General features: G+C 49.3%; 20 protein-coding genes. 12 read left to right on the plus strand and 8 right to left on the minus strand.

From position 1 onward, the window contains the following. Nucleotides 1-106: 106 nt before the first annotated feature. From AC3WT9_RS28440 to AC3WT9_RS28465, 6 genes are all read left to right on the plus strand, one after another. Nucleotides 107-3,472, plus strand: coding sequence for a HEAT repeat domain-containing protein (locus AC3WT9_RS28440; protein ID WP_341377300.1), 3,366 nt, complete (start codon nucleotides 107-109; stop codon nucleotides 3,470-3,472). A gap of 196 nt (nucleotides 3,473-3,668) precedes the next feature. Continuing rightward, a complete protein-coding gene (locus AC3WT9_RS28445; RefSeq protein ID WP_341377301.1) occupies nucleotides 3,669-5,666 on the plus strand; it encodes a serine hydrolase domain-containing protein in 1,998 nt (665 codons plus the stop codon). A gap of 32 nt (nucleotides 5,667-5,698) precedes the next feature. Next, nucleotides 5,699-6,397, plus strand: a complete 699-nt coding sequence (locus AC3WT9_RS28450) for a response regulator transcription factor (protein WP_341089798.1) — start codon at nucleotides 5,699-5,701, stop codon at nucleotides 6,395-6,397. Then, a complete protein-coding gene (locus AC3WT9_RS28455) occupies nucleotides 6,366-7,913 on the plus strand; it encodes a HAMP domain-containing sensor histidine kinase (protein ID WP_341089799.1) in 1,548 nt (515 codons plus the stop codon). The genes AC3WT9_RS28450 and AC3WT9_RS28455 overlap by 32 nt, the downstream gene beginning before the upstream one ends. Nucleotides 7,914-8,117: 204 nt before the next feature. Then, entirely contained in the window at nucleotides 8,118-9,668 is a 1,551-nt protein-coding gene (locus tag AC3WT9_RS28460; protein ID WP_341377303.1) for a glycosyltransferase family 39 protein, read from the plus strand. Between the two features lie 6 nt (nucleotides 9,669-9,674). Next, nucleotides 9,675-9,920, plus strand: a complete 246-nt coding sequence (locus tag AC3WT9_RS28465) for a hypothetical protein (RefSeq protein WP_341377305.1) — start codon at nucleotides 9,675-9,677, stop codon at nucleotides 9,918-9,920. 67 nt (nucleotides 9,921-9,987) lie between these two features. Here AC3WT9_RS28465 and AC3WT9_RS28470 read toward each other — a convergent pair whose 3' ends face one another. The 5 genes from AC3WT9_RS28470 to AC3WT9_RS28490 form a co-directional block, all read right to left on the minus strand. Beyond that, entirely contained in the window at nucleotides 9,988-10,626 is a 639-nt protein-coding gene (locus AC3WT9_RS28470) for a flavodoxin family protein (RefSeq protein WP_341377306.1), read from the minus strand. After that, nucleotides 10,623-11,126: a flavodoxin family protein gene (locus tag AC3WT9_RS28475; protein WP_341089804.1), complete on the minus strand. Its 504-nt coding sequence runs from the start codon at nucleotides 11,124-11,126 to the stop codon at nucleotides 10,623-10,625. The genes AC3WT9_RS28470 and AC3WT9_RS28475 overlap by 4 nt, the downstream gene beginning before the upstream one ends. Before the next feature lie 11 nt (nucleotides 11,127-11,137). Then, the gene (locus AC3WT9_RS28480; RefSeq protein ID WP_038585932.1) at nucleotides 11,138-11,707 is read right to left on the minus strand and encodes a TetR/AcrR family transcriptional regulator; all 570 of its coding nucleotides are present in this window, start codon (nucleotides 11,705-11,707) and stop codon (nucleotides 11,138-11,140) included. A 212-nt stretch (nucleotides 11,708-11,919) separates the two neighbouring features. After that, nucleotides 11,920-13,695, minus strand: a complete 1,776-nt coding sequence (locus AC3WT9_RS28485) for an ABC transporter ATP-binding protein (RefSeq protein ID WP_341377307.1) — start codon at nucleotides 13,693-13,695, stop codon at nucleotides 11,920-11,922. Beyond that, on the minus strand, nucleotides 13,682-15,457 hold the full coding sequence (locus AC3WT9_RS28490) for an ABC transporter ATP-binding protein (protein WP_341089806.1): 1,776 nt from the start codon (nucleotides 15,455-15,457) through the stop codon (nucleotides 13,682-13,684). The genes AC3WT9_RS28485 and AC3WT9_RS28490 overlap by 14 nt, the downstream gene beginning before the upstream one ends. Before the next feature lie 235 nt (nucleotides 15,458-15,692). On the opposite strand from AC3WT9_RS28490, the gene AC3WT9_RS28495 reads away from it, so the two are divergent. The 3 genes from AC3WT9_RS28495 to AC3WT9_RS28505 are packed head-to-tail and all read left to right on the plus strand — an operon-like array spanning nucleotide 15,693 to nucleotide 17,378. Further along, nucleotides 15,693-16,016, plus strand: a complete 324-nt coding sequence (locus AC3WT9_RS28495) for a PadR family transcriptional regulator (RefSeq protein ID WP_341097542.1) — start codon at nucleotides 15,693-15,695, stop codon at nucleotides 16,014-16,016. 49 nt (nucleotides 16,017-16,065) lie between these two features. After that, complete coding sequence (locus AC3WT9_RS28500) at nucleotides 16,066-16,620, plus strand: DUF1700 domain-containing protein (RefSeq protein WP_341089807.1); 555 nt, start codon at nucleotides 16,066-16,068, stop codon at nucleotides 16,618-16,620. A gap of 23 nt (nucleotides 16,621-16,643) precedes the next feature. After that, nucleotides 16,644-17,378, plus strand: a complete 735-nt coding sequence (locus tag AC3WT9_RS28505; RefSeq protein ID WP_341089808.1) for an aminoglycoside phosphotransferase family protein — start codon at nucleotides 16,644-16,646, stop codon at nucleotides 17,376-17,378. A gap of 44 nt (nucleotides 17,379-17,422) precedes the next feature. On the opposite strand, the gene AC3WT9_RS28510 is transcribed toward AC3WT9_RS28505, so the two are convergent. Next, a complete protein-coding gene (locus AC3WT9_RS28510; protein ID WP_341089810.1) occupies nucleotides 17,423-18,583 on the minus strand; it encodes a leucine-rich repeat domain-containing protein in 1,161 nt (386 codons plus the stop codon). Nucleotides 18,584-18,815: 232 nt separating this feature from the next. On the opposite strand from AC3WT9_RS28510, the gene AC3WT9_RS28515 reads away from it, so the two are divergent. After that, entirely contained in the window at nucleotides 18,816-19,517 is a 702-nt protein-coding gene (locus AC3WT9_RS28515; RefSeq protein ID WP_341089812.1) for an ABC transporter ATP-binding protein, read from the plus strand. Nucleotides 19,518-19,530: 13 nt separating this feature from the next. Further along, nucleotides 19,531-22,059, plus strand: a complete 2,529-nt coding sequence (locus AC3WT9_RS28520; protein ID WP_341089814.1) for an FtsX-like permease family protein — start codon at nucleotides 19,531-19,533, stop codon at nucleotides 22,057-22,059. Between the two features lie 49 nt (nucleotides 22,060-22,108). Here the strand turns inward: AC3WT9_RS28520 and AC3WT9_RS28525 are convergent, their stop codons facing one another. Together AC3WT9_RS28525 and AC3WT9_RS28530 are read right to left on the minus strand one after the other, a co-directional pair. After that, complete coding sequence (locus AC3WT9_RS28525; protein ID WP_341089816.1) at nucleotides 22,109-22,579, minus strand: GNAT family N-acetyltransferase; 471 nt, start codon at nucleotides 22,577-22,579, stop codon at nucleotides 22,109-22,111. After that, the gene (locus AC3WT9_RS28530; protein ID WP_341377308.1) at nucleotides 22,579-23,562 is read right to left on the minus strand and encodes a DUF4003 family protein; all 984 of its coding nucleotides are present in this window, start codon (nucleotides 23,560-23,562) and stop codon (nucleotides 22,579-22,581) included. Before AC3WT9_RS28530 ends, AC3WT9_RS28525 begins: the two co-directional genes overlap by 1 nt. A gap of 189 nt (nucleotides 23,563-23,751) precedes the next feature. Here AC3WT9_RS28530 and AC3WT9_RS28535 point away from each other — a divergent pair, with 189 nt between their 5' ends. After that, nucleotides 23,752-24,657 carry a GNAT family N-acetyltransferase gene (locus AC3WT9_RS28535; protein ID WP_341089819.1) on the plus strand — a complete coding sequence of 302 codons (906 nt, stop codon included), beginning with the start codon at nucleotides 23,752-23,754 and terminating at the stop codon, nucleotides 24,655-24,657. Nucleotides 24,658-24,679 lie beyond the last annotated feature (22 nt).

A 24,679-nucleotide genomic window follows, 5' to 3' on the forward strand; every position in this document is an offset into this window, starting at 1 on the left:
TTGCCGATGTAAAAGAAAGCATGGTATGAGATTTTTTTAAAGGGTATGGATTGATATATATAGAATAAAGTTTGGATGGAACAAGAACAGGTGAAGGAGGGGACTTATGATTTTCAGAAAAGATCCAATGGATAAAAAAGGTTTGCTTAAAGAATTAGACTCACTAGGTTATTCAGACAGGATCCATAAAATTGTCACACTAGGCCGTGAAAATCATGGATCCACCCAATATTCAAAATTGCTCGCTTCATTACTGAAAGGCGGTGTCTATGAGACACAGCTAGCTTTAATGGGGGCTATTGCCACACAGGATGCAAAGATTATTGTGTCTGCGTTAAAGCATCCTATGGCTACTATTAGAAATCAGGCAGCCGGTCTTTTGGCCAAAGTGGCTTCAGATATTGATATTGAACGTGAACTCCCGGAGCTGTCCCATGATTGCCGCCGCAAAGTACTGCGCAGTATTTCATTTATCCATCGTCAAGAATTAGCGGAGAGGTTACTGCCTGTTGTGTATGCCCGATGGGGGGCGGAGGAGGCCTCTATTCTGCTGCCAGCATGTTCTAAGGAAACGGTCAGTAAATGGCTTGAAGAGCTTGGATATATCATTATCAACTGGAAGAAATTCTCTAGCCGTCATCTTGATGCCGTTGCGGAGTATTTTAAAACAACGTTAGAAGGCACCCCCCTTAGGGAAAAGGGATATGTGTGGTGGAGATTTTCATCAGCTATCGAAGCTTTATGCAAGGTAAAGCCGGATTTCATTCTCGAATGTGCCATGAATCATGGACCCCTGGGTATCATCCATCCTGTACTTAAAAAACATCTGGGTACATTAGTCCGAATCTATCCTGAAGCAGTGTATAAGCTGCTAACCCGGAAGGAGTCGCGAAGTGACCTGCTCTCTCATGGTGTGCCGGATGGCGTTTTAAGAAGGGGGAAATATTTTTCCATAGATCAATGGATTGAATTAGCCAAGCTGCTTGCAGATACCCCCATACATATAGCGAAATTGCTTGAGTGTATGGCTCCTTCAAAGCGTAAAGCGATTTTTGAGTCGGTCTATGAAGAGGACAAACGTAAAGAGCGCATTTTTCCAGAGACATTACTGTATCAGTTACCGCATACATTACGCGACAAGGAAGCAACCCGAATGCTTGGTCTGCGTGAAATCTATGATAGCCGGGACAAAACGATTAGGATTTCAGCTTGCCGTTCTATTCATCATTCAAGAGAGCTGCTTGAAAAAGCGGCATATGCCTCTAATGCAGATGAACGCGCAATGGCACTTGTGCAGCTGATTAAAAGTACTGCGCTATCAAGACAAGGTATGAATGAGACTTTGGTGTATTTAGGCCGCATCAAAAATGATCAGGATCCTGTACGATCTGCAGTGATTAGAGAGCTTGCAAACAGTCCTGCATCTATGTTTACGGATGAGAATGTAAAGGAGCTTACTTTACTCGTTGATAGTGTTATTGAGGCTAGAGATACTTCCTATGCTACAAGGTTTGCCACTCAGGAATTAGCATTTGTGATTATGCGGTTTAATGCAGTAAATCCCGGAAGTGAGATCTTTAAGTTCGCTTTAAGCACGATCGTAAAGTTAGCCAAGCAGAGCGGACAGCTTACACTTCCATCCTTCCAGGAAAATATACCCCGGGGTATAGAAGAGCGAATATTTGAAGTGGTTTATCCGTTAGCTGTGGCGGCAAATCGAAGAGAAGACTACAATTTGGTGATCAGCCTGGCGGACTCCTTTGGCAAAAGAGGCTTTGGTATCTCTAAGCTTCAAAATTTACTAAGCGATGCGGTACAGGAGAAAACAGCTTCTATCGCAGTACGGGCGGCAAGACATTGGCTTGCCCCTCCTAAAACACGGGATGAGAGAGTCAGAGAATTATTAACCCTGGATAAATCGTTTATTACCGTAAACGAAGTGTTCCTGCATCTGCATCGGAAACGTCAAGAATGGCTGGATCCATTTATATCGGGTGAGGTTATTAAAGGCAGGTTCTTAACGGGGAAAACCATTTATGTTGTGCCGGCTGCGGATGGGTTCCATAGGTGGTTGCCGCGTCAGCAACAATCTTTTAGAACCTCAATAGAAAGCATTGCGTCAGATGCCAAACGCAGTTTTTATGAACGTTCAACAGCTATAAAGCTAATGGCAAGAATGCCTGATGTCAGTCCGGATAAGCTGGTAGGGTATTTAAAAGATAAGGAAGTAGCTGTAGTAGAAGCTGCAGTTTATGCACTTTCATTGTTGGAAGAACCTGAAAAGGCACTTCCCGTTCTGCTCGAGAATTTAGATGGAGACAGAGCCCGTGTAGCCATGTACTCGATACCCAGATGCATTCGTAGAGTGAATCCGGCTGTATTGACTTCAATACTTAAAGAACTGTTAAACCGGGACAAGCTTAAAATCACTGTCAGAAAAGAGGCCATCCGGTTACTGGGTGCTTATAGAAGCAGTGACAGCATTCCGCTATTGATGAACGAGTTTGAAAAGCCTAATGCGCATAAGGACGTAATCATTGCCATAGGGCATGCTGCGAGACAGCTTTTAGATGATGAATGCGGATGGAAGATTTTAAGCAAAATGGCCATTTCATCACAAAGTGATATTGCGAAAAGTGTACTATTGCAACAGCCCAATGAACTTCCGGTAAATTATAGATCCCGGTATTTAGAATTAATCATTAGAATAGCCGGTCATGCAGATCCGGATGTTGGAAGATATGCCTTGAATAGTATGGTCCGTTGGACAAATGGACATGAAGAAATCATTGCGGCTGCCGCTGCAAAGGTTATTCTGGATTTAGAAGATAACGCCAGATGGAATATTGCAATGAACACGCTGACAGAAACAAGCCGTGATGGCAAGGTCAATGAGAGGGTAATTGGTGTGTTTAAGGATTTGGCCAGTGTAGAAATAAGAGATGATTGGAATGCTAATGCCAAAAGAGATTTGCCTCACAGGCAACGTCTGTTGAAATTTGCTGACCAACTGACCTCTTTGCCAAAGAACACTCGCGTAAACCTTGTGCCTCTGTATATGGGTATTATTGACTGTCTGGCAGCGGATGAGACCTTAAAGCAGGTTGTAATGAAATTGTATGTAGCCTCAATAGACTGGAATAATGTTCAGGAATCCGTTGCTTACCTAACTAAAATAGTTCATTGCATTTCAAATCAGCCACATCGTTTAGGCGATGCCTATAAGCAGGTTGCGCAAAATTTAAAAGACAGCAAAGGCTACTGGAATCCAGAAACCCTATTAGAAATTGTAGATGTTATAGGGTCGGAAGATAGTTATGAATCTCAGTTTATTGGACTTTCTTTGCTTGAGGTTGCAGGAAATGTTTTATTATGGAGTCCGGACTGTGCCCGGCTTTTAAGATTATATAGAAATCACACGAACCTTGCGATTCGCTCCCTTGCGTTAGACATTTGGACAGCAATTGATTAATTCTGATAATAGTAAACGGATAAGGCCATGAATTTCTACGTCAGTAGAGTTCATGGCCTATTTGGATATCGTAGTTATCCGCCGGATTGCGCATTGTGCGCGGCTTTATTTTTTCTTTAGATTTATACCGCTTTTTTCTCCATGTTGCCGCTGTATCATGGTCCTATAGGGTGTTAATAGAGACAGGAGTGGGAGTATGAGAACAGGGTTATGGATGAAAATAGGGCTGGTGGCGGCGATTTTGGCGCAACCAGTGGCGATGCAGCCGGAGTCTGCGCAGGCACAAGCGGTGAAGGTGCAGCCGAAGGAGGCGCAGTCGCTATCGTCTGCAGCGGCCACCGCGCCGGAGCAGCATGAGGAAGCAGCCGCTTCCGGAGAACGGGAGCGGTATGAACAGCAGACCGATGAATTTATGAAGACAGCAATGGACAAGTACCATGTGCCGGGCGTAACTTTGGTGGTGGTCAAGGATGGCGCTGTCTGGCTGGAGAAGGGCTACGGCTATGCGGATGTGGAGGCCAAGGTGCCGGTAGATCCGCTCAAGACCCGCTTCAGTATCGCTTCGGTCTCCAAGGTTTTTACGGCTACAGCAGCCATGCAGCTGGCGGAGCAGGGGAAGCTGGACTTGGCGGCGGATGTGAACCAGTATTTGCCGGATTCCCTGCAAGTGGCCAACTCGTACAAAACTCCGCTAACCATGAAACATTTGCTGACCAATACCGGGGGATTCGCCAATGCCGAACAGCGCGAAGGGGCTTGGTCGAACACGGTGCCGGAGCAGCGGGTTCCGCTGGAGCAGACTCTGCAAAAGCTGCTGCCGCCGCTGGTGAGGGCACCGGGAGATGCGGTGCAGTATAGCAATGAAGGCTTCACCCTCGCCGGATATATTGTGGAAAGAGCAAGCGGCCTGTCCTACGATGATTATATCCGCCAGCATATTTTTGCTCCTCTGCATATGGACAACAGCTTGACCTATCTTACGCCGGAGCGTTTGAACCAGCAATTGGCCCAGGGATATTCTTACGATAAGGGGTTTGTCAAAATGAAGCAGGGGGAGGTTTTGACCTACCCCGCCGGCTCCATCTGGTCAACCGCTGACGACATGAGCAAGTTTGTATTGGCCCATCTGCAGGGTCGGGGCCAAGGGGAAAGCTCGATTTTACAACAAGATACCGCCAAGCAGATGCACTCGCAGCAATATTCCACGCATCCCCTAATGCCCGGTTATGCCTATGGCTTTTTTCAAAACTACAAAAATCCTGCCATTCTGGTTCACCCCGGAGATACTGAGGCTTTTTCCAGTCTGATATCGATCATGCCGTCCAAGGGACTCGGGTTTTTCATTGGCTGTAACTCCCAATACGAAGGAGACGACGGGACCTTCCGGGATGCCTTTGAGGAACAGTTCTACTCCTTCTTCGGAGTAAGTCTGGATCAGCCGCTGGCCGAATCGACCGGGGAGGCGACAGAGCCCGCTGCAAGTATTCAAGCCTACGCGGGCACATACGCCATGGTGATTAGTGAGGGACTGGGCCCGGGGGTTTCCAAGCTGCGTTACCAGATGGTTACACCAAAAGTGGCCGTCAGTGAGCAAGGGGAGGTTACCCTGAAATCGGCGGGTGAGGAGCTGAACGGGCAATACACGCAGATTGGCAAGCAGATTTTTTACAATAAAAAGGCCAATAAATATCTTGTGCTTAAAGAAGGGGAAGGCGGGAGCAAATATGTCGTGCTGGATACGACAGTGCCCTTCCAGGCGTTTGTTAAGCTGAATCCCTGGGAAGCAGGGGCGGGAGGATTGGCTTGGAAAGTAGCGCTGGCTGGCGCATTGCTGGGTCTTATAGCGGGAATGATTGCCATTTGCAGACGCGAAAAATCGGGACCCCAGCGGATGTGCCTGCGGCACAGGCTTCCTGCCTATCTTATAGCTCCGCTTATTCTTGGTGCGGCGGTAGTTACGATGCTGGGCGTTTTCTCTGAAAGCCGTGCGGTACAGGGCCACTGGCTGCTGGCAGCCAACCTCCTTGCAGCGGGGATCGCAGCAGGCATAGCGTGTTCGGCTGGATTTGCGGTAAAATATGGGCGAAGCAAAAAACTGCATCTCCTTGACGCAACGGTCATACTGGGAATGGGACTGGCCGGAACGAGCGGAATCTTTTACATGTATCTGATGAAGCTGCTGCTTATTGCTTAGAGGAGACAGGGAACGAAAGGCGGCTGGCCGAAATGGGCGCCCGGATTTTAATTGTGGATGATGACCGGACGATTGTGGAATTTTTATCAATATTTTTGGAACGGGAAGGGTACTGCATTTTGTCCTGTTATGATGGGGAAAAGGCGCTGGAATACATTCGGAACGAGGTCTTTCAGCTCATTTTACTAGATATTATGATGCCGGTCATGAATGGTTTTGACCTGATTGGCCGGATTAGGGAAATCTCGGAGGTTCCGGTAATTTTCCTGACCGCCAAGGATCAGCAGGAGGATAAGATCAGGGGATTCATTGCCGGCTGCGATGATTATGTGACGAAACCTTTTGATTTGACGGAGCTTTCCTTGCGAATCTCGGCGATTTTAAAGCGCAGGCCGGCGGCTGCGGAAGAGACGGCTGTAGCCCCGGGGGAACTGCAGATTAAGGATCTCACTCTGTTGCCGGAGGAGCATGCGGTGTCCAAAAATGGCGTGGAAATCAACATGACGCCAAAAGAATATGGGATATTGCTGCTGCTGGCCAGGAACAAGGGCCGGGTGTTTACCTCACGCGATATTTATGAGCTGGTCTGGGAGGATACCTATCTGGAGAGCGACAACACCGTGCTTACCCATATCCGCAATCTGCGGGACAAGCTGGGGGATACCGTCAAAAATTCCAAGTACATCAGAACGGTCTGGGGTGTTGGTTATAAAGTGGACAAAGAAGCTTAAAACAGGGCTAGTCGGAGAACTGGTCCTGATTTTTATTCTGTCACTGGCAGCCACGCTGGTCGCAGTTTCGTTGACAGCCCATTTTCTGAAAGGCTCGGCATTATTTTATCCGGCTCAGACCGATGCGGAGCGGATGATGAGCTACAGGGAGAAGGTTGGCAATCCGCTGGCGGCTTGGCTGGAGGCCCGGGCAGGCGAGGCGGCTATTCCCCATCGGCTGGAGCAGGAGCTGCGGGTCAAGTTTCCCTTGGACTACAATAAAAGCTTTAGGGCTGCAGAGGAAGTAGTCGTGTCTGTGGTAAACGGGCAGGGGGAGCTGCTTCAAGCCAATTCGCATGTTGTCATTGTCCGCTCCGGGGAGACATTGCCGGGGGGAAAGGCGTTGCTGTCTACCGCAGATTATTCCCCTGCGCCGGAGGCTGGAGGTTTCGTGATCGGCAATCCCGAGGAGGAGCAGGTCTACAATATCGTTTTCTTTTCACCAAAGGAAGGCATCAGCATCAGCTATAACAACGGCTCCGGCACGAAATTACAGGAAACGCGGAAGCTCGGAAACGGGCTCTATCTGGTGGCTGCAAGCACGATTACTTATACCGAGAGTCCTGTATCTTTGCTGGGTGTTATTGTGTTTTTGCTGCTTTTTTATCTGGGTGTCCGGGGGAGAATCCGGTATATGCGCACTCTCGAACGGGGCACGCATACGCTGTATGCGACTGATTTTCAGGCTCGTATCCCGTTAAAATACAACAATGAGCTTACCACGATGGCTGCAGCACTGAATGATATGGCCGAGCAAATCGTCGCAAGCCGGAGCAAGGAGAAGGATTTTTTGCTCAATATTTCCCATGACCTGCGCACGCCGTTAACTTCCATCATGGGGTTTCTCAGTTTGCTTAAAGAGAAATCGTATGGCAGTGAGCAGGAAAGGGAGCGGTATGTCGAGGTTCTGGAGGAGCGGACCGGGTACTTAAAGAAGCTGATTGATGAGTTTTTTGAAATTTCGAAGCTGAAATGGAAACTGCCGGTAATAAATAAGAGCAGGGTGAATATGCAGGAGCTGCTGCGCCAGGTTGTGGAGGGGTACCATCCCCAAAGCAGGGACACGCATATTGAGACGGTTCTGCTGCTGCCGGATCAGTCGGTTTATGTGGAGGTGGATGCTGACCTTTTCGTCCGGGTGCTGGAAAATCTGTTGTCCAACGCCTTCAAATACAGCCGCGCAGATACGGAGCTTGTCATCCGCCTCCGGGAACCGGTGGCAGAGAGCCGCCGTCCAATTCCGTTACGGCTGGAATTGTGGAGCACACCGGCTCAAGCGATGGACAGCGGGGAGCTGCAGCGGTTGTTTGAACGATTCTACAAGCGGGATTCGTCGCGGGCCGGCGAAGGTGCGGGGTTGGGCCTGTCCATTGCTGCCGAGATCATAAGGCTGCATGGGGGCAAGCTGGACGCGCGGATCGAGGGTGAACGCCTAGGGATGATTATTGAACTGGAGCGTTCGCCGTGCAACAGCTGAACTACATGAACGCTGGAAGGCGCTCGGGGAATTGCTCCCCGCAGCGTCTTTTTTTTGGATACAAGGCACAATAGGGCTCTGTTAGGCGGGGGACTTCGACCCTTCCGATTTTCATTGAATATTCAGGTTGGGTGTTTATAATACGTCTATGAATCGGGGCAAGAGAATATAAAGCGTTGAACTATTACGCATAGGAGGTTTTCCATGGTAAGGGGAACTCAAAGAATACTGTATATCCTGCTTGCTTTCTGTATAGGACTTTTTATCGCATCCTCCTTTTTTATCCGGGCAAAGTATACCTACTCTGTGTACGGTGATACCACGGTTCTGGAGAAACAACAATGGGTTCTGTTTATCCTGGCGGCTGCGGCCGTTCTGGCTGTAAGCTTTGTGCTGTACAGAATGTGCTTAAAGCTTAACCGGTACAGCAGGAAAATCGTAATTCCGGCTGTGCTGCTGTTTTCGTTTGCGATCCAGCTCGTGATCATTTTCCTGTTCCCCCGGATGCCGACGGATGATTCGCAAACGGTGCTGTCGCTGGCGATGGATATGCTGTATGAGCAGGATTATTCCTCTTTTCAAACGGGGGGATATCTGTATATGTTTCCGTTTAATTTCTCCATGGTCCTGTACCTGAAAACATTACTGTTCTTATTTCCGGATAATTATCTGGTGATCAAAATATTCAACATCCTGTTCTCGCTCGTTACAACGTTAATGGTCTATTTGCTGTATAAAGAGCTTAATGCCCGGTCGAAAGAAAATGATTATGGGGTTTTGATAATTGCTGCAACCTATATTCCTTCCTTGTTCATGAGCAATTTTATATATAACGATGTGATTGCTACAGCTTTACTGACCAGCGCTTTATATTTTGCCGTCAGGTTCCTCCAAAGAATGTCCATGAAGGATATCCTGCTGGCTGCCATTCTGCTGGCTATCGGCAACTATTTCAGAAGCACCGGGATGATCTTTCTGATTGCAGTCCTGATCTGCCTGCTCTTCAGAATCCGGACCCTTGGGCTTAAGAAGGCCTTAGCTTCTATAGGCATAACAGTATTGCTGTTCAATGTACCCGGCTGGACCCAGAATGCTGTACTGCAGGCAACGCATGTCGTAGATGAGCCGGTGAACAAGAATTCCGCTCCCGTCTACATGTGGCTGAATATGGGCATCAATCTGGAGACCCTTGGGTTCTGGGACAATCAGCAGAGCTACAATATATACCAGAGAGAGGCAAACTATAATAAAGTTGACAGCGTAGAGCTGTTCAAGGCATCCATCGGCGATAAGCTCTCTGAGGCCAGTCTGGGTGAACTCGCCGAAATGTATTATAGAAAGCTGGTGTGGACCTGGACAGAAGGGACGTACCAGATGGAGAGATACGGCATTGGAAATGACGGATCGTCCAGAAGCGGAGGGAGAGCCGGATTTGTGATGGACCGCTATAGTTATACTACCTTTGCCACGGATTTGTTTAAAGGAGATTCGAAGTATAGAAGCGGTCTGCTCTGGGTGCTGTATGTCCAGAATTTCCTGATGTATGGCTTTATTCTCATTCGATTGTTTGGCGGCATAAGGGCTAAAAGGTTTGAGGAAACCTCTTTAATTCTGGTGGTTCTGGGTTTTATCGCATTCTATCTGCTGTGGGAAATAAAGTCCCGTTATATCTATCCGGTGTATCCGCTATTGATCGTGCTGTCGTACATGGGATTCAAAGACGTATATGATTATATGTTGAACAGAAAGAGGTGATTGAAGTTGCGAACCAAGAGATACTCAATCTTCTTACTTGCAGCAGTGCTGGGTTGTTCACTGGTGCTCACCTCATGCGAGGCCATAACCGCTCAAAAAATCACAAAAACGGACTCCGGCTCAAGAATGAACGGGTTCCCGGGAGTGAACGGCGGCACGGACCGGGGTGGGGGCGGCCAGGGGATAAATGGTGGGGGTCCGGGAAGAAGCGGCAGTCAAGGGACGGACGGCGGGCAAGGCGGGAGACGGTGAGCACTCCCTGCCTTGTACTGTCCGCTGCGGGAGGCCGCTGAAGTCTCATGCGTAATCCCAAGGCAAGCTATAGGGTTCTTCGGATGTCCTTCTTCTTCAGGCCGTTCTTCTTGGCGGTGGCGTTCCAGAAAGAGTGGGTCGCGGCAAATTTCCAGGCGAAGCGCGGGAAATTTGGACTGAAGAGCATAGATTCATCTTTACTTTGCGATTGTACATTATGAGCCAGGCTTTCCATTGCTTTGCCCAGATTCTTAAGCGGGCCCGTTCCAAGGGGAACCTTCTCGATAAAGTCCATCATTTCACCGGCGCCTTGACCGAGACCCTGCCCGAAAATTAGACCGGAACGGATGCACCAGTTCTGAATGATCTCAAGGGCAATGTGATTCTGCTTCCCTTCAAAAAAACCATTGTTCATCAGGGTATAAACGTAAATATCCTTCTCACGCCGCGTTTTCATGTATTCCTCAAGGGTAACAAGCATTCTGAATAGATGGGACGGGACTCCATCCACATAAAGCGGGAAGGCAATAATCAATATATCCATGCCGCATAGTTCGCTGTATTGCCCGGGGGTCAGCGGTTTTTTGTTAATGTTATAATGGGTGATTTCATGCCCGGTGCTTATGAGCGGTTCCAGTGTCTTCAGCAGGAGGTCTGAATTGCTTTTTCGCAGCTTGGGGCTTCCGTTGATCATTGCAATGTTCATGCCAGTACCTCCTTGACGGCTTGCAGGCCGTTATGAAAATAGACTAAATTCCCTGAGGAATACAAATTTAAGCTATTTGCTGCGACCAGCTTTTGTGCTGTTCCTTTCTCGGCTTCCGTGATGTCTTCACCGTAAAAATGTACGGTCAGGGCAAATTCATGGTCATAACGGTTGCGGTGATGGGTTTCACCATTCTTGGTTACAAAATAAGGAAGCACGTAGGAAATGCTCCGGTTCAACACATTGAGGATGAAAGGGCTGTAGCTTCCATATTCACATTTACTGATAATCATCAGTTCATCGCATTTCGAGAGAAGCTCCCCCATGTTGTTATAGCCGTCCTTCAGAACACAGACTCCAGGCGTCCGGACCCAGCACCCGAAGCAGCCGATACAATGACGGATAGTACCATTGTCGGAGATTACAGTTACGTCGGGGGTGTTGTCTTCAACCAATGCCGCAAATTGTTGCGGATTCAAGTCGTGAATAATCATTTTCATGGGTTATCCTCCTAAAATACAGGTTTGAGCGTAAAGATATCCCGCCAATCTCCGGAATACCGGACCCCGTTATTGGTGAGCAGTGAGGCCATTCCGTGCACCATTGACCATAGGGCAACCAGCTGCTTCGCATATTCTTCTTCCGGCAGGCCAAAGCTCTCAAACAACTGATAGGCTGTTGTGCGGAATAGAGCAAACGGCGGATAATTATCCGAATTATAATGGTCCAGGTCAATGGTGATGTCCGAATGGTAGAAAAGAAATTGAAAATACTGCGGATGGTCAACGAAAAAGTCAATGTAGGCCTGCCCCAGCAAGGAAATCGCCTCCTGAGTGCCCTCCTTTCCGTGAATGGATGTACGCAGTGTGTCCGTGAATTGCGCAGTGACATGCTCGCCCATAGCGTAGATCAATTCGTCAATATTCTTAAAATGGCTGTACGGTGCGGTATGGCTGACACTGCATTTCGCTGCGACCTTGCGCAAGGAAAAGCTCTTCAAACCATCTTCATTAATAAGTGTGATGCCGGCTTCTATAAGCTGATTTCGCAGATTGCCGTGGTGATAGGGTTTGTCTTTCATGTGCTGGATGCATCCTTCCCTTAATCTTAGCGCTGTAAAGATTGTAGCATATAATCTTTACAGTGTTAAGATGCGAAATCAGTTTTAGAATTCAGCTGTGTCAAACTCCGCGTTTAGGTGAGAGGAACATTCTATATCCATAAAAAAATCCCTTCCAGATTCCTGAAAGGGATTTGACAGCTATAGAATAATGTCTAAGTTTGATTTAGTGGCTATGCTTCCATCTTCTGTGCCGTATAAAGCCGGTAATAGTGGCCCTTGCGTGCTATAAGCTCGTCATGCGACCCGCTTTCCGCGATACCTTTGTTTGCGACATACATAATGCGGTCGCAGTTTTTTACGGTGGACAGGCGATGCGCGATAATGAACGAGGTGCGTCCCTTGAGCAGCTCATTGAGGCCCTTCTGGAGCAGACGTTCAGTTTTCGCGTCGATGGAAGAAGTCGCTTCATCCAGGATCAGAATGCGCGGATCAGCCAGCAGCGTTCTGGCGAACGAAATGAGCTGCCGCTGTCCTTGCGAGAGCTTGGAGCCACGTTCATTAACCTCTGTCAGGTAACCCTGATCAAACTCACGGATGAATTCGTCGGCACAAACGGTCTTGGCCGCAGCGATCACTTCTTCCTCGGTAGCATCGAGTTTGCCGTAACGGATATTATCCAGGATGGTCCCGGAGAAAATGAAGCTGTCCTGCAGCATGATCCCCATCTGGCCGCGAAGGGATTTCAGCGTAACCTGCGAGATATCCTGTCCGTCCATAAGAATCCTGCCGCCAGTAAGATTGTAGAAGCGGGAGATCAGATTGACGACCGTTGTTTTGCCTGCGCCTGTCGGTCCCACCAGGGCGATGCTTTGTCCTGCCAGTACATCGAAGGAGATATTCTCCAGAATGTTAAGCCCCGGATCATAGGCGAAGGTTACGTTGTCGAAGGTGACATGGCCCTGTACAGGCGGCAGTGCCTTCGCATCCGGAATATCGCTGACGGTAACCGGCTCATCCAGCGTTTCGAAGATACGCTCCAGGTAGGCGACGGCATTGATAAAGTTATTGTACAGGTTCGAAAGATTCAGAATCGGCTGCCAGAAGCGGGCTGCATAGCTGCTCATGGCAAGAATCACACCAAAGGTGACATTTACAGGGTCCAGTGTCAGGAGACCCACCAGGAAGATCATCGTTGTAACGATGGTGCTCAGGTTGTCAACGCTAAACGGGATCAGCATGTTGAAACGCACTGCTGTTATCCATTCCTTGCGGAAATTGCCGGCCAGACGCGTAAAAATCCCCTCATTGCGCTGTTCCCGGTTGAACATTTGTGTGACGCCGATGCCGCTGATGCTTTCCTGCAGGTAGGCGTTCAGATTGGAGCTTTTGTTGGACACCGCCTGCCATGCCCGGCGCTGCCGGGTTTTGATCAGCAGCATGATGCCGAAGAATACGGGCAGTCCTGCCAGAATAACGAACGAGAGCCGTACATCGACGGCGAACATGAATGCGGCGATAAAGACCAGATTCACGATTTCCAGAACAAAGTTGATAATACCGTTGGACAGCACATCCGAAACCGAATTGACGTAATTCACGACCCGGATCAGGATTTTGCCCTGCGGCCGGTCATCATAATATTTGAAAGGCAAATCCTGCAGATGCTTAAACAAATCCGTGCGGATGTCAAAAATAATGTCCTGTCCGACGCTTGTCATGATGCGTGAGCGATAGGTAGCCAGAATAACACTGACCACGATAGTCACAAGCATCAGCGCGGACCAGCCCAGCAGCGGAAGTTTGGCTTTGGCGGGAATGGTCACGTCGACGACATGCTGCATGATCAGTGGAGCGGACAGTGAAATGGCCGCTGAAATCGCGCTGAGCACAAACGCAAAGATCATGGGCTTTTTCTTCCGTTTGATATACACCATTGCACGACGGAAGTGTTTGATATTAAACGGCGATTCCAGATTCTCATCGACGTCGAATTTATTCCTTGCCATTAGCGGTCACCAGCCTTCCAATACCCTCGTTCTGCAGCATAAACACATCGTAGTAGTAGCCCCGTTTCGCCAGCAGTTCGGCGTGGGTACCCTCTTCAATCAGGCGTCCGCCATCCAGAATGAGAATGCGGTCAGCCTGCGAGGTAGTAGACACCCGCTGCGCGATAATGATCTTCGTGCAGGGATAATCCAGCTCGCGCAGACTTTTCTGAATGTGTTCCTCCGTCTCAAGGTCAACGGCAGAAGTCGTATCGTCCAGAATCAGAATAGGACGGTGGACCGCCAAGGCCCGCGCCAGCGCAATACGCTGCTTTTGCCCTCCGGACAGTCCAACCCCACGTTCCCCGACAACGGTGTCATACCCTTCGGGCATTTTGGAGATGAAATCGTGGGCAGCTGCGAGCCCGGCATAGGACATGGCCTCTTCCTCCGGAAGATCGGGGTCGCCATAGGCGATGTTCCCGTCGATGGTATCGGAGAACAAGAGTACATCCTGGGTTGCCATGCCGATATTGTCGCGGAGCTCATCGAGCTCAAGCTGGCGGACATCCACGCCGTCTACCAGCACACGTCCTGCGGATACGTCGTAGAAGCGGGGGATCAGGTTGATGATTGTCGTTTTTCCCGATCCCGTCGAGCCCATGATCGCTATCGTTTCACCGGGTTCAACTGTAAAGCTGACATCGTCCAGCACGGTAGCGCTATCATATTTGAAACGCACCTGATCGAACTCAATGCGGCCTTCGTAACGGCGTTTCTGTATGGACTTATGTTCGTTTACAATATTAGGCCGGGCATAATAGATGTCGATGATTTTAGTCAAGCTGGCAAAAAAGCGCTGAATGTCGTTGATAATAATCCCAATGTTGCGCATCGGGTTGGATATGGCCCAGATGAGCGAAGAGAAGGCAGCGAATTCACCAAAAGTGATCCGGCCTTCCATAAGGAACAGCCCGCCGGCCAGCATCAGGATGACGTTGAAGCCCTGTGCGAAGGATTCCAGATAAGGAAAGTAATCAAGCCATACCAGGGCAGCCTTTTTGTTAGCTGTTGAATAGTTGACATTCTTCTCTGTGAATTTTTCGATCTCGAACTCCTCGCGGGCAAAAGCCTTGACTACACGGTTGCCTGAAATATTCTCCTGTGTAGTGGTGTTAAGCTGGGACAGCCGCTCGCGCAGGTCAATATACATCGGACGGACGCGTTTGGCGAAAATGAAGGCCACGATAAAAATCGGTGGCGACAGGATAAGCATCCACAGCGTTAACTCCGCATCTATTGTGAAAAAATAGATAACGGCAGCAAGGAAAATCGTTAACGATTCAATGATCGTCTTAAAAATCCATGCCATAGAGTGCCGGACCATGTCCAGATCGCCGGTCATCTTGGTCATGAGGTCGCCGGTGCGGTTATGGTCGTAATATTCCCTGTCTTGTCCCTGGATCTTGTTGTACAAATAAATACGGATGTTGTACATCATGTTCTGCGAGGACTTTTCGTACTGCATGGTTGTCAAATAAGCAAGACCGGTGCGGAGCAGGGAAAAGCCGATCATGCCCAGGCAGAGCGCGATCAAGAGCCCCCGCTCTTGTGTGAGATTCTGCTGCGCATTGTCGCCGGCTATGAACGTGTCGACAATGCGCTGACTGATGTACGGATTCACGATCGTAAGACTTGAGCCTACCACCGAGAGGCAGAGCGCCAGAATGTACCGCGTACGGTTTCCCTCCAGGTTCTGCCACAGCCATTTTAGTTCGAACATCTAATCACCTGTTTCTGAATGTTCTTTCACTCTTGCTGGAAAAAGAATGAATAAATCAAGGTGATTATAACATTATCAAACGGCCAAGTATCGGCTACTGGAATATTTTCTTGTTACAATCGATTGAACTCTTTGGACAGTCATAGAAAAAACAGGAAAATAAAGTTTGTTGACTAGTGTACGCCGCACAGTACTGTGTGGTATTATAGTAGTGTAAGGGGGGATGGCTTTGGATATGTCGGAATGGATTTCTCAGGTGCGCCGGGGGCTGCTGGAATATTGCATCCTGCAGCTGATCAGCAGCCAGCCCCGTTACGGTTATGAGCTGGTAATGGCGCTGGGTCAATGGGAGGTGCTGGCCGTTAATGAAGGGACGCTTTATCCTCTTTTGCGGCGGCTGCTTAAGGAGAATTATTTAGAAGCCTTTTGGAAGGAGTCGGAGACCGGTCCGCGCCGCAAATATTATTCGCTCACCCCGCCTGGACGAGAGCTGCTTGCTTCCATGACAGAGGAATGGAGCAAGGTTGTAGGTGCTATCGGGCAAATTCAGCGGTATTAATTAGGTAATCAGGTTCGGTAAATACATGTTCAGTTGGAGGGAAACACAAATGGAGACAAACTCGAATGATTATCTTCGCAGGTTTTATGAGGCATTGGATTTTTTGCCTGAGGAGGAACGGGTAGATGCTGTCCGGGAAATTGAAAGCAGCATAGCCGACGGCATGGCGAGCGGCCAGCCGGAGGCGGTCATATTGGCTCGACTCGGCAATCCGCGCAAGCTGGCCAAGGCTTACCAAAGTGAATATATGATGGGCCGGGGCGGGGGGCTGTCGCTGAAAACCCTGTGGCAGATGGTGACTTTTTATTGCACTACCGGATTGCTGAGTATCATGATTATTCCGATCCTGGCTACTGTCGCTTATGGCTTTGGCCTTAGCGCAGTATTGATCTTACTGGCAGGGGTGATCCGCAGCTTTGGCGTTTCCTGGATCAATATGAACCTGGGCAACGGATACGATGTTCCCTACGCGTGGAGCATCCCTGTTGCCCTTCTGTTCAGCCTGTTTGTTGGTGGGATTGCCTTCATCAGCCGCAAATACTTGCTGATCTATATGAAGTTTCTCTCCAGACAATACAGCCGGCTCATTCCCCGCAAAAATTAATATGAAAAGGCGGTGTGGTCTAAATGACATATGGGAAGATCATTGGTGAGGGGAATACGGCGACCGTATATGAATGGGAAGAAGGGAAAGTGCTTAAGCTTTTCGCTGCGGGTTACCCCCAAAGTGATGTGGAAACAGAGTTTCAAAACACCAGAATGATCAATGATATGGGCTTTGCCAAAGCAAAGGCCTATGAAATGATTAGCTGCGAAGAGCGCATGGGCATTATATATGAGAAGGTGGATGGCGAATCCCTGTTGGATTGGGTTTTGAGGACAGGCGACCTTCAGAGCTGCGCTGAATATATGGCAAGACTGCATAAGACAATCCTTCAGAACAAAGTCAGTGATGTATTGAATTACAAAGAATTTCTAAAATATCATCTATTAAATGTTCCGTTGTCTAAAAGAATGGATCACGGACAAATATGCGGGATTCTGGATAAACTTAAGGATGGAGACACCCTTTGCCATGGCGATCTTCATCCCGGTAATATATTGCTCGTAAGCGGGCAGCCCGTTGTTATTGACTTCATGAACGTGTGTCATGGAGATTTACTATATGATGTGGCGAGAACAGTGTTTTTGGTACAGTATACTCCGGTCCCCGAAGCTGCTGAAGACCGGGAGATGCTGTTGCGGTTCAAAAAAACACTGGCCGATTTATATCTTAACGAAATGAATATTAGCCGAAGCATGATAGAAGATTATCTGTCCGTTATTATCGCGGCGAGAGCGGGAGAGTGCCCCGACGAATAGCCGGGGGAGCACTCTTCATAGTCTACTGGCGGTCAGGTTCAATGCTAACTCAACTTACCGTTTCGCCCGGTTATTGCCTCTTCTAATTCCTTATATTCACTAGACTGGGGGTCCACATTGCTTCCTGACAGTCTGAGCTTCTTCAAATGAGGGAGGTTCAGGAGTAGGCCGGGATCCGAAAATGAGGTTTTGCATAAATCCAGTGTTTCAAGCCCGGTCAGGGTGGAGATGAATTCCCATGATTTTGGCTTAAGCATAGTCAGATCCAGATTGATTAACGACGACATCCCGGTCAGTGCTTCCAGATTCTTTACTTTGGTTTCCCATATCCAGAGTAGCTCCAAATGGGGGAATTGCTCCCCTATGCCTTCGATGGAATTCAGTTTTGTTTTTTCCAGATACAATGTTTTTAGGTTTGGACAAATCCCCATTTCTTGAAGACTCTCCACAGATGAGCCTCTAAGCCGTATTTCCTCAATGCTGTCATGCTGGTAGAAGGGACTTAGATCACTGGCAGCAGCAAAATTAGCGTCCAGAATCTTCAGTTTCCTTAGCTGTGAAACATATGAAAGATCCACAAGCTTTTTAGGTGCGAGCAATCTGATTTCCTCTACATTTGGAAAAACCCTGAAAGAATCTAGGCTTTCCAGCTGGCAGGTTTGCCCTCCCAAAGAAACCTTCTTCACACCCGCGGCGGGTGCAAAGCCTGGCACAGCCTCAATCTCATCAAAGCTCATACTGATAGTCTCCAGGCTGTCCGGGAGAACGGTTTGACTGTCATAATTATGCTTGGAGAAACTGACCGACTTTAAGGATTTAAGAGGGGACAGTAATTGATCGGGCAGCGTGTGCTGGACATAGAACATTTGCAGAGATTCCAGATGTTCAAGCCGGGAAAGGGTCTCTATATTCTTTTTAATCGTTGTTTTACTTATGAAGCTTAGATGTTCCAGACTCGTGGCGGAGTCCAGGCCGGCAAGATCAGGCAGGGTCAGCCTGGAATTTGTGGTGCCGAATTCAAGCTTCTTGAGATTTGCGAATTCTTTTAAAGGCTCGTAGGTTGTGATCTGTTTGACCTGGAGAAGTTTCAGTGTGTCCAGCTCATAAATGGAACGGGGCTGATGAAACCATGCGTACTTTTTATAGTTCTCGACGTATGAAGCTGCTTCGTCCGCAAGGGCAGCTTTTGACTTGGCGTAATCCATTTCATGGCCTCCTAGCAAAATAAAATGATATAAACAGATATTGCTAACTTAGCATACGGTCTCTCCTATAACAAATCACACGATGCCGGATCGGGGAACCTGCCGAGCCCCGGCGGGCCTCGACTTTGTATTTGTGATAAACTGAAACCATATACAGCCGCACCGGACAGTGTATTGGAATGTACATAGAGTGAAGACTGGGCTTGGTCCGGATAGAGACAGGAGGATGGGCATGAGCTTTGTTGCCGTAAAGGGTGAGTACAAGCGTTATAAGATGGGCGAGAATGTGATTGTCGCCAACGACGGGATTGATTTTGAGATTAATAAAGGTGAATTTGCCGTTATTGTCGGTCCCAGCGGGGCGGGTAAATCGACCGTGCTTAATATTCTTGGCGGAATGGATTCCGCTGACGAAGGCCAGGTCATTGTGGACGGTACGGACATTGCCAAGTTCAGTGCCAGGGAGTTAACAGGCTACCGCCGCAATGACGTGGGTTTTGTGTTTCAGTTCTACAACCTGGTGCCCAATCTGACAACGCTGGAGAATGTCGAGCTTGCTTCGCAGATTTCCCCGCGTGCCTTGGATGCTCGTAAGGTGCTGGAGGATGTAGGACTGGGGGCTCGGCTGGATAATTTTCCGGCTCAGCTGTCCGGCGGCGAGCAGCAACGCGTTGCGATTGCCAGAGCGCTGGCTAAGCAGCCGAAGCTGCTGCTCTGCGACGAGCCGACAGGCGCGCTTGACTACAACACCGGCAAGCAGGTGCTGAAGCTGCTGCAGGATACCTGCCGCAATACCGGAACTACGGTCATCGTAATCACGCATAATCTGGCGATTGCCCCGATGGCAGACCGGGTCATTGAGATCAACAACGCTAAGGTACGGAAGATGGTAACCAATCCTTCGCCGGTATCCGTTGATGATATCGAATGGTAAGGAGAAGGCATCCATGAAAAAACGAGCGCTATGGAAAGATATTTTTCGTGAAATCGGGCACACCAAGGCCCGCTTTATTTCAATATTTGCAATTATTATGCTGGGCGTCAGCTTTTTCTCCGGAATCAAGGCAGCCGGGCCGGATATGCTGGATACCGCCGGAACCTTTTACCGGGAGACGGGGCTGATGGATCTAAAAGTGCAGAGCACCTACGGTTTGACCGAAGACAACCTTAAGCTGCTGAAGGATGTGCCGGGGATCGGTGAGATTCAGCCGGGGTACAGCGCAGATGTGTTCGCCGGCGACAATGCTTTGATCCTTAAGGTCTTTTCCTACAATACAGATACAACGCTTAACCAATACCGCATGATCGAAGGACATCTACCGGAGCATTCCGGAGAAATCGTGCTGGATGACGTGCTGGCCGGAGAATATGCGCTGGGCGACAAGGTAACGTTTAGCGGAAACGGTAAGGATACGGAGCTGTCAGACGACTTCGGGACACTGGATTATACCGTAGTGGGCTTTGTGCGGAGTCCCCAGTTTATTGAGAAGAACAACCGGGGGACCAGTACGATTGGCAAAGGCACGGCGGATGCGTTCGCCGCCATCCCGGAGGCAGACTTTAAGCTGCCGGTTTATACGGAAGCCTATCTGTCCTTTACAGATACTGCCGGGCTGAAGGCTTATTCGCCGAAGTATGAGGCGCTGATCGAACAGCATACCCAAGCGGTAGAGCAGGCGTTATCCGGCGTGCCGGAAGCGCGGCTTGCGGAGCTGCGGGCGGAAGGCGGGAAGGCGTTATCCGGCGGCCCCCTGGAGGTGGCTGCTGCCAAGCAGCAGCTCGCAGAGCTGGAGCTGCCCAAGATCTATGTCACAGACCGGAATGTAAGTCCGGGGTATACCGAATATAAAGACAACGCTGACCGGTTGTCGGCGATTGCGAGCGTGTTTCCGGTGTTCTTTTTCCTGATTGCTGCGCTGGTCAGCTTGACGACCATGACACGGATGGTTGAGGAGCACCGCCTGCAGATCGGAACACTTAAAGCACTTGGTTATGGCAACCGTGACATTATGGCCAAATTCATGGTCTATGGCACGCTTGCCAGTCTGGCGGCTTCGGTAGTTGGGCTTGCCGTGGGCTTCACCCTGTTGCCTACCATTATCTATAATGCGTACAGTTCACTCTATAACCTGCCGGATATCGTCAAGAGCTTCTATCCTTCGTATTCCATCCTCTCCGTTATTGTGGCGCTGATTTGCACTACGCTTACGGCTTGGATCGCTTCCCGGGTAGAGCTGCGCAGCAACGCTTCCGTATTGATGCGTCCGAAGGCGCCGAAGAGCGGGCAGCGGATTATATTGGAGCGGATATCCTTTGTCTGGAAACGGCTGAATTTTGTCCAGAAGGTTACCGCACGGAATCTGTTCCGCTACAAGCAGCGGATGTTCATGACTGTGTTCGGTGTAGCCGGCTGTACGGCGCTGATCCTGACCGGGTTTGGCCTCAAGGACTCGATCGGCAGCATCGCCGGAGAGCAATTCGGCACGATTATGAAATATGATGCGCTTGTAGCGCTGCATAATGATGTGCCTGCCGGTTCACGGGATGCCTATGAGCAGTTGATCACTGGGGAGTCCGCCATTACCGGGACGCTGAATGTGGCGCAGGAAACGATGACCGCACGCGCCAGCGGTGTAAATGACCAGGATGTGAATCTGTTCATACCAGCAGCTGTTGATTCTTTATCCGAATATGTAGAGCTGCGGGACCGGATAAGTGGAGAAGGGCGAAAGCTTACGGACGAGGGGGCTATTGTCTCGGAGAAGCTGGCTAAGCTGTACGGGCTGGAGCCGGGCGGCAAGTTGACCGTCGTGGACAACAAGAACGAAACCTTCAAGATTCAGGTCGCGGGGATTACGGAGAACTATGTGATGCACTATGTGTACATGACACCGGCGTATTATTCTTCTGTATTCGGGAAAGAGCCGGTATTCAACACAGAACTGCTGAACTATGGCGTGCAGGATGCAGCCTGGGAAGACGGACTCAGTGAAAAGCTGACGGCTAGTGAGCGTGTTGCTGCGGTAAGCTTCTCCAGCAGTGTAGGCTCCGCCTTCGACGATACCATGAAGAGCATGGACGTTGTGACCTTGGTGCTCATTGTGTCAGCGGCGGCACTGGCTTTTGTCGTGCTTTACAACTTAACCAATATCAATGTGTCCGAGCGGATCCGCGAGCTGTCGACGATCAAGGTTCTGGGCTTTTATGATAAGGAAGTAACGTTGTATATTTACCGCGAGAATATTCTGCTGAGTGTACTCGGCATTGCGGCCGGTTCCGGCCTCGGCATATTGCTGCATAGCTTCGTTCTAAGGACGGCTGAGCTGGATGCGACGATGTTCGCTCCAGTCATCAAGTGGCCCAGCTATGTGTATGCCGCGCTGTTAACCTTGTTGTTCTCGGGGATTGTTATGGTTTTCATGCATATCAAGCTCAAACGGATTCATATGATTGAGGCGCTCAAGTCAGTGGAATAGCGCTTGATAACAATATGAGCAAAGCCAGCCGATATCGGCTGGCTTTTTGTCAAGTAAGGGACGATAATTTCATATGCAGGATAGGGAAAGGATTTCCCTGCTCATCCAATGCAGACCGGTCAACCACTTGAAATCCCATATGCTCGTAGAACCCTGCAGCTTGGGGATTCTGCTCATTCACGTCCACCTCGTGTACATCCAGTGCTTCAATAACCCGGGCAACCAGCTTTCTGCCGATGCCTTGCCCTATCGCCTCTGGGGCTACGAACAGCATCTCAATCTTATGATCCTGCACCCCTATGAAGCCCAGCAGCTGCTCCTGTTCATCAGTGAACACAAGCAAATGGCCGATTTCCCGGAGTCCTTCAAGAACCACAGGCCGAAGAGCAGCGATAGCCTGTTCGGAGAGAAAAAGATGGGTAAGGCGTACCGATGCTTCCCAAATGCCCAATAGACCGGATAGCAGAGCTTCCGTTCTGGTTGTGATCCGGCGTATGCGTTCCCGGTCTTCCCATGTCATCAGCTTGACGAGGCCGCGGCAGCCGAAGCAGCCGCAGCTACGGTGATTGCAGTCTGCTGGGCAATGATAATGTTGGTAATGCTGGTGGAGAGCACCGTGTTCAGGATACCGTTTTGCACTTCATCCACCGCTTTGAGCGCTGCCAGCGCAGCAGACAGCAGCAGCAGCTCCTGCTCGGTAATCGACCATTTGCCGAACCCCTTTTGCGTGCGGAGAAATTCGAAGGTTCCGGAGACATCGTTCACAATGTCTTCCCTGCTTAGGGGAAGCAGGGACAGCACGCCAAGCGAAGATAGGGTGAATTGTTTGTCCATGTGGATATTCTGTGCAAGGAAGGCATCGCGCAAGGCCAGTACACGGTCCGCCGCCTCCTTGGCTTGATCGCCAAGAACCAGCACTTGTGTCAAACCTTGCACGCTGTTGCCGGACCGGAATTCGGGCTTAAGCGTGGTAAAGAGCTGCTCCATCCGTTCCACGCCGCTTTCGATATCGATATCGGACAGGCCGAGCATGGCGGCGAAGATGTAATCATCCTGCCCCGTAAGGAAACGGTGCTTCGCCTTCATGCTGTCATAAAACCGCTTTGCCCGCTCTACTGTGCGATGATATTGATCCGGCGTTTGATGTGCGGCGATTTGATAAGCCGCCACGACCAGATAATCGGAGCCATAGAATTTGATATCCTTCAACATGTCATATACGGACAGCGTGTTTCTAAGCTGTCCTTCCCTGTCGGCAGAAAGGGAGAGCAGGGCGGAAATGCTGATTGCAGAAGACCCCCTGAATGAAGAGAAGAGGCCGGTGTTTTCCTTGATCAGCTCATAGCTGGCACGGATCGCCCCTTCATCTGCAACCTTATCCTCTGTTGTGTACAGTAATGCCGCTAACCGGCTGACCAGCGCATTTTGCCAAGGGAACTCCTTTTTGATTATCTGTGCGTTTTGTGCGAACAGCACAAGCCTTGCTGTATACGGCTCCTTCATTAGCAACCACCTCTCACTAAACTGTGTTTTATCTCTAATAGATATTTTACTATACCATGCAAAAATGAAGAAAAACAAAAGCTATAGATGACTATATTTAAAGTCTACCTTGCAGGGTGCAGTGCACTCCGTCAATATTGAATTAGTAAAGTAAGCGGTACCCGAGAAAATTGGAGGGCGATGCCAGTAATGAAGGAGTTTGTAATCCGAAATCCGAAAGAAGAAGACGCAGAGCAGATCGGGAGCCTGGATTTTGTTCTTAATATGACCTATCTGTATCATGGCGATCTGGATAAGAGAAATATGTTCTGCGCAGTGAATGGGGAAGATAAAATTATAGCGGTTGCCCACCTGATGGAGCATGAGACCTTTCATGCGGCCGGACATGATGAAGATAAGGATTTCATCCGATATCTAAAGTTTCAAATCCTATTTGCGGACGATGTTGAGGATGAACAGATCAAAGATGCCCTGACGGATGCGTTAATTAGACGGTCCAGAGAAATTAAAGCCGGGCATCCGGACAAGCGCATTGTACTGGCTGAATATTTAGATGCGGATAATCTCAAGGATTTGAGCTACTACCTGGCCCGCGGATTTACCATCCGGGACACGATTGTTGTATTTAAATTCGACCTCAGTCAGGATATTCCCCGCTATCCTTTACCGGAGGGAGTTCAGGTGCTTCCATTTGCACTAGATAACACTCAGGCTTTGGAACAGTATCATCAAGCTGAGCTTGCCTCCTTTGACGGTGTCGCCTGGAGTATGAACCATTTAAGCTGGATGCAGGGATCGCCGGAAATGGTCAATTTTTGTGCGTTTGCTGGCAATCAATTGATCGGCAACACGTCCACATGGCGTATCACGGATGAGCGGAGCGCAACGGAAAGTGTTTTTGTCATACCGGAATGGCAGAAACAAGGCGTCGCCCGGAGCATGATATGCACAGCTCTGGAGCATCTGAAGCAGCAGGGCAAATCAATCGCCACCTTGGGCACACATGGAAACAATCAGAAGGCCATTCGCCTATATACTCAGATTGGCTATGAGCTGTACGGGTTCATCCTGACGATCGGCTATGCAATTGATTAAAATACGCTTCAAAGCGAATTAT

The sequence above is a fragment of the Paenibacillus sp. EB106-06-01-XG199 genome, assembly GCF_058791575.1.

What these genes read in the sequence shown, in the direction of transcription:
- AC3WT9_RS28440 (WP_341377300.1), top strand. Translation starts at nt 107, where the DNA reads ATGATTTTCAGAAAAGATCCAATGGATAAAAAAGGTTTGCTTAAAGAA.
- AC3WT9_RS28445 (WP_341377301.1), top strand. Translation starts at nt 3,669, where the DNA reads ATGAGAACAGGGTTATGGATGAAAATAGGGCTGGTGGCGGCGATTTTG.
- AC3WT9_RS28450 (WP_341089798.1), top strand. Translation starts at nt 5,699, where the DNA reads ATGGGCGCCCGGATTTTAATTGTGGATGATGACCGGACGATTGTGGAA.
- AC3WT9_RS28460 (WP_341377303.1), top strand. Translation starts at nt 8,118, where the DNA reads ATGGTAAGGGGAACTCAAAGAATACTGTATATCCTGCTTGCTTTCTGT.
- AC3WT9_RS28470 (WP_341377306.1), bottom strand. Translation starts at nt 10,626, where the DNA reads ATGAACATTGCAATGATCAACGGAAGCCCCAAGCTGCGAAAAAGCAAT.
- AC3WT9_RS28475 (WP_341089804.1), bottom strand. Translation starts at nt 11,126, where the DNA reads ATGAAAATGATTATTCACGACTTGAATCCGCAACAATTTGCGGCATTG.
- AC3WT9_RS28480 (WP_038585932.1), bottom strand. Translation starts at nt 11,707, where the DNA reads ATGAAAGACAAACCCTATCACCACGGCAATCTGCGAAATCAGCTTATA.
- AC3WT9_RS28485 (WP_341377307.1), bottom strand. Translation starts at nt 13,695, where the DNA reads ATGGCAAGGAATAAATTCGACGTCGATGAGAATCTGGAATCGCCGTTT.
- AC3WT9_RS28490 (WP_341089806.1), bottom strand. Translation starts at nt 15,457, where the DNA reads ATGTTCGAACTAAAATGGCTGTGGCAGAACCTGGAGGGAAACCGTACG.
- AC3WT9_RS28495 (WP_341097542.1), top strand. Translation starts at nt 15,693, where the DNA reads ATGTCGGAATGGATTTCTCAGGTGCGCCGGGGGCTGCTGGAATATTGC.
- AC3WT9_RS28500 (WP_341089807.1), top strand. Translation starts at nt 16,066, where the DNA reads ATGGAGACAAACTCGAATGATTATCTTCGCAGGTTTTATGAGGCATTG.
- AC3WT9_RS28505 (WP_341089808.1), top strand. Translation starts at nt 16,644, where the DNA reads ATGACATATGGGAAGATCATTGGTGAGGGGAATACGGCGACCGTATAT.
- AC3WT9_RS28510 (WP_341089810.1), bottom strand. Translation starts at nt 18,583, where the DNA reads ATGGATTACGCCAAGTCAAAAGCTGCCCTTGCGGACGAAGCAGCTTCA.
- AC3WT9_RS28515 (WP_341089812.1), top strand. Translation starts at nt 18,816, where the DNA reads ATGAGCTTTGTTGCCGTAAAGGGTGAGTACAAGCGTTATAAGATGGGC.
- AC3WT9_RS28520 (WP_341089814.1), top strand. Translation starts at nt 19,531, where the DNA reads ATGAAAAAACGAGCGCTATGGAAAGATATTTTTCGTGAAATCGGGCAC.
- AC3WT9_RS28525 (WP_341089816.1), bottom strand. Translation starts at nt 22,579, where the DNA reads ATGACATGGGAAGACCGGGAACGCATACGCCGGATCACAACCAGAACG.
- AC3WT9_RS28530 (WP_341377308.1), bottom strand. Translation starts at nt 23,562, where the DNA reads ATGAAGGAGCCGTATACAGCAAGGCTTGTGCTGTTCGCACAAAACGCA.
- AC3WT9_RS28535 (WP_341089819.1), top strand. Translation starts at nt 23,752, where the DNA reads ATGAAGGAGTTTGTAATCCGAAATCCGAAAGAAGAAGACGCAGAGCAG.